This is a genomic window from Pseudomonas sp. SIMBA_067 (assembly GCF_046534675.1).
GTDB classification, from domain to species: domain Bacteria; phylum Pseudomonadota; class Gammaproteobacteria; order Pseudomonadales; family Pseudomonadaceae; genus Aquipseudomonas; species Aquipseudomonas putida.
The window spans coordinates 1-233 of record NZ_JAWRYH010001418.1; the positions used below are offsets into that span (position 1 = coordinate 1).

Here is a 233-nt window from a genome sequence, read left to right on the forward strand (position 1 = left end):
CTTGCTACTTTACATAGCCGTGTAAAACAGGAGACCGCTATGCAGAGCATGCTTGAAGGCGAACAAAAAATATTAGCTTCATTAAAATAATGTTTATCACCGATTTTTAGCAAAGCTTAGGGAGCCATCAGTGAAAAAAGTACTGATAGTGTGTTTAGGAAATATATGTCGCTCACCTACCGCAGAGGCGGTATTAAAAGCTCGTGCAAACAAGTTAGGTATTGATCTGCTAG

General features: G+C 39.5%; 1 pseudogene. It reads left to right on the top strand.

The annotated features are described in order from the left end of the window. Positions 1-148: 148 nt before the first annotated feature. Positions 149-233 (top strand): annotated as a pseudogene (locus SB765_RS34065) (low molecular weight phosphotyrosine protein phosphatase); the annotation flags it as partial.